Genomic DNA, 4,259 nt, shown 5'->3' on the forward strand with positions numbered 1-4,259 from the left:
GATCTACACCACCCTTATTAAGGGGGGCAGGGGGTATCGAACCTAAAATCCATTTTTAATTTAATTATAACCAGCTACTTATCAATACCAAATAGAATAAAGGTTTCATCGATCCAGAGTGTATCGGACTTATTTGAAATCACTATAGTTGTTTCAGTTTATTGCAGACGGTGGATTACGCTTCGCTAATCCACCCTACCATCTGTTCCCTATTCCCTATTCTCTATAGTTGAATTTGTTTTTGACTAGGTACTTAAAACTGTAAAAACTTTTTAATTTGTGTCCAAAGATTGGTAAAAGACTCTTTCATTTCCTCTTTAATTTTCCAGCGTTTAAATGCCTCTTCGTAGGCAATTCCTTGATTTTGAAAAGTTTTCCAAGCCGAGAGAGAAAGAGGTAAACCCATTAGCAAAAAGATATAAATTGCCCAAGAAATTGTTCCAGCACTAATTAAATTAATGGTAAGAAAAAAACTATTAATAATCAGATAGCGAACGGTTTTATGTTTTAGCTCCTCGCGACGAAAGCGATCGAATTCTTGCCGCTTATAACTGAGCATTTTTGACTCTTGCCAGTCCTTTTCCGCCGCTTCTAAGTCTTTAACTTCAATAGCTAAATCGTCGGCAATTTCTAACAACTGTTGACGGGTAATTTCTCCCTTATCCCCTTGACGGGAGATAGCCAAATAGAGAATTTCCTGCACATCCTCTTGACTGTAGGATTGGGGAGGGAAAAAATCAGAGTTTGGCATAGCGATAGAGAAAGAAATAGGTTCCTTCTCTATTATGGGCGATTCTTTTGGGGATTGACAGTTAGACGAGACAGGGAGTTTTTAACTGATTCAACCATGCTTCTAAATCCTGCAAAGAGCGCTCGGCATATTGACCGTAACGTTCCCGTTTATTGCGGATTTTTCTGGTAAAATTCGGCAAAATGCCAAAATTTGGCGGCATCGGTTGAAAATGTTTCGGTTCGGCACTGCTGATAAACTCAAATAATGACCCCATCATCGTTGTGGTTGGCAATGTCACCGTTTCTAATCCTAAAGCTAAACGAGCGGCATTAGTTCCCGCTAACCATCCCCCAGCAGCCGCGGCCGTATAGCCTTCCGTGCCGATTAACTGTCCTGCCGCTAATAGCGTCGGTCGCGATTTAAACTGGAGACTGGAGGATAATAACTGGGGAGAATTTATAAAGGTGTTTTTGTGCATCACCCCCATGCGGACAAATTCGGCCTTTTCTAACCCCGGAATCAGACGGAAAACCCGTGTTTGTTCACCCCATTTTAAATTAGTTTGAAATCCCACCATATTCCACAATTGCCCCGCTTTATCTTCCATTCGCAACTGTATAACTGCGTAGGGACGTTGATCCGGATATCTGGGATCCGCTAATCCCACCGGTTTCAGGGGACCAAAACGCATGGTATCCTCTCCCCGACAGGCTAATTCTTCGATTGGCAGACAAGCCTCGAAAAATTTGGCATTTTCTCGCTCAAAATCCTTTAATTCTGCTTGTTCTGCCTGTTTTAACTCTTGCCAGAAATGCAGGTATTGTTCCTGATCCATAGGACAATTGAGATAGGCGGCCTCACCTTTATCGTAACGGGAGGCCAGAAAAGCGATCGATCGATCGATCGATTCCCCTAGAATAATCGGACTAGCGGCATCAAAAAAGCTCAGATAGTCCAGTCCCGTGAAATTTTGCAGATCTGCGGCCAAGGCAGCACTGGTTAACGGTCCAGTGGTTAAAACGACGATACCATCCCGGGGAATTTCCGTGATCTCCTGACGTTTTAAGGTGACTAGAGGGTGGTTAGCCAAGATTTCCGTCAAATTTCGACTAAAGACCCCTCGATCGACCGCTAAAGCCCCTCCTGCGGGGACACTATGCTGATCGGCCTGGGCAATAACTAGAGAATTTAAGCGTCGTAATTCTTCATGGAGTAATCCGGTGGCGCGATCCACCGCCATGGCACCAAAGGAGTTACTACAGACTAATTCAGCTAAAAATTGGCTATGGTGGGCGGGACTAGAGCGAATTGGGCGCATTTCGTACAGGATAACGGGAATACCTGCTTGGGCTATCTGCCACGCCGCCTCAGTCCCCGCTAATCCTCCACCAATTACATGAATAGGGCGATCGATCATAGTTGGGAGAAAATGGCTAGAGTAGGACTATTTTAGCGTTAAGCAAGGAGGCAAAATTATTTGTAGGATGGGTTAGCGGTAGCGTAACATAATCGGGCGTTGGGTTTCATGCTTCAACCCAACCTACGTTCATCTTATATTTAATTCCACCCACCCACTTAGTTCCCAGTCACCAAAAAAATAGGCTGGGCTGACGGCGATCGCATGAAGATTGGGGCTGATCGCAAACTCAGGTTATAATATAAGGAAGGGATAGAATATTATATTTTATCTCGGCACGGTTTTTGCTTTCGAGAAGGTGGCAACACCGCCCCACTTTCTCACCATCTCCTTCCAGATGGGTTAGTTAGCGGTTTGACTTCTATGAACACCAATTATCTTGAAGAATACCAAAAATACCTAGCCGAATGGCAGAAACTGCTTCTGTCCGCTTGGGGTAATGGTGTTCCCACGACTACACCAGTGTTTGAGTTTCCAGAAACTTTGGTTAAATCCCTTGAATATCAACAAGAATGGGTTAAATCCTACCTAACCGCCCAAGAAACCGCCACCAAAGTTGCCCTCGATAGTCAGAAACAATTCTGGGATAGTTATTTCGGTTTTGCTCGTCAGTCCATGGCTGTAATCAATAAACCAGCTTAATTAGGTATCAATTGGCTAGATAGTTCGATTGGTGACTTAACTTCCCTTAAAAAATGAAATTCCTCAAATACAATCCCCTCTGGCTCTGTATTTGAGGCTTTTTTGGGTTTTATTACCTTTAGGCAATCAGGGAATTTTGGGGTTTAGCAAAAATCATCCGTCCGGCCGAGGTTTGCAGTGCAGATGTCACCACTACCCGCAATTCTCCCCCTAGATAATCTTTTCCTTCTTCTACCACCACCATCGTGCCATCTTCTAGATAACCGATGCCTTGGGTGGGTTCTTTTCCTGCTTTGAGAATTTTCAGATCCAAAGTATCCCCAGGCAGGTAGATCGGGCGTACTGCTTGGGCGAGATCGTTGACATTCAAGATGGTGACTTTTTGCAGATTGGCCACTTTACTGAGATTATAATCGTTAGTGAGCAAGGTGGCGTTAATTTCTTGGGCAAGATGGACTAATTTAGCATCTACGGTGCTAATATCCTCATAATCGGCCGGATGAATGATAATGCGATCGGGGAATTCTTGCTGCATCCGGTTTAAGATATCTAATCCGCGTCTTCCTCTGACTCGTTTTTGGTCGTTACTGCCATCCGCTAACTGTTGCAATTCCTGAAGGATAAATTGGGGAATGAGTATCTGTCCCTCGATAAATCCCGTGTCTAACAATTGTTCGATACGACCATCGATAATACAACTGGTGTCAACAACTTTGGTGGCGGCCGCTTGCAGGGTTCCTTCTGCCACTAAAATTGATTCCATACTATTGGGGTTAATCAGACGCAAAAAAGTGCGACCGTGGGTATCTGCTAAACTAACCCCCAGATAGGAAAACATAATACTGCCTAAAATGGCGATTATCGGCTTAATAAACGAGAATTCTCCCGGAATCGGTAGGAAGAAAATCGGAGCTAGGATCAGATTAGCAATCAACAAACCAATAACTAGACCGACCGAACGGGTTAAAATAACTTCGATCGGAGTTTGTCTTACTTGGGTTTCTAGACGACGATAGGTAGTTTGGGCAACTAAACCAAGAGCTAAACCAATAATTGAGGCAAAACCCGCCGATAACCAGCGTAAAGCTTCAATATTGCTGATTTGCGACTGGACAGTAACCGGCAGCAAGTCCACACCACTATAACCAATACTGGCAACAGCGAAGACGAATAGTAAAATTATGACAGCATCAAGCATGGGGATAATACCAGAGAGGATAGGGGGGGAATGATGGTAGAAAAATAATGAGTATGGATGCTTTTATATTATATCTGTGGGTTTCTCCTAATTTGTGTCGGGAAAGTTGCCTCCATTCTAGGAGATGTTCTCCCCAGCCATAATACATCTTAACGAAGATAAACGAAATTATAGTAGGAGTCAGGAGATAGGAGTCAGGAGACAGGAGTCAGGAGATAGGAGTCAGGAGATAGGAGTCAGGAGATAGGAGTCAGGAGACAGGAGACAGC

4 protein-coding genes are annotated in these 4,259 nt (G+C 43.9%); 1 reads left to right on the plus strand and 3 read right to left on the minus strand.

Going from position 1 to position 4,259, the window contains the following annotated elements; genetic code table 11:
* Positions 1-253: 253 nt before the first annotated feature.
* Positions 254-751 carry a 2TM domain-containing protein gene (locus tag IQ242_RS17915; RefSeq protein WP_193960901.1) on the minus strand — a complete coding sequence of 166 codons (498 nt, stop codon included), beginning with the start codon at positions 749-751 and terminating at the stop codon, positions 254-256.
* A gap of 61 nt (positions 752-812) precedes the next feature.
* Positions 813-2,150: an FADH(2)-oxidizing methylenetetrahydrofolate--tRNA-(uracil(54)-C(5))-methyltransferase TrmFO gene (trmFO, locus tag IQ242_RS17920; RefSeq protein WP_193960902.1), complete on the minus strand. Its 1,338-nt coding sequence runs from the start codon at positions 2,148-2,150 to the stop codon at positions 813-815.
* Between the two features lie 363 nt (positions 2,151-2,513).
* Between trmFO and IQ242_RS17925 the strand changes: the two genes are divergently transcribed.
* Positions 2,514-2,792 carry a hypothetical protein gene (locus IQ242_RS17925; protein WP_043995783.1) on the plus strand — a complete coding sequence of 93 codons (279 nt, stop codon included), beginning with the start codon at positions 2,514-2,516 and terminating at the stop codon, positions 2,790-2,792.
* Positions 2,793-2,910: 118 nt separating this feature from the next.
* On the opposite strand, the gene IQ242_RS17930 is transcribed toward IQ242_RS17925, so the two are convergent.
* Positions 2,911-3,990: a PIN/TRAM domain-containing protein gene (locus IQ242_RS17930; RefSeq protein WP_193960903.1), complete on the minus strand. Its 1,080-nt coding sequence runs from the start codon at positions 3,988-3,990 to the stop codon at positions 2,911-2,913.
* Positions 3,991-4,259 lie beyond the last annotated feature (269 nt).

Origin of the sequence: Microcystis sp. LEGE 08355, from assembly GCF_015207185.1 — a bacterium.
Taxonomy (GTDB): domain Bacteria; phylum Cyanobacteriota; class Cyanobacteriia; order Cyanobacteriales; family Microcystaceae; genus Microcystis; species Microcystis panniformis.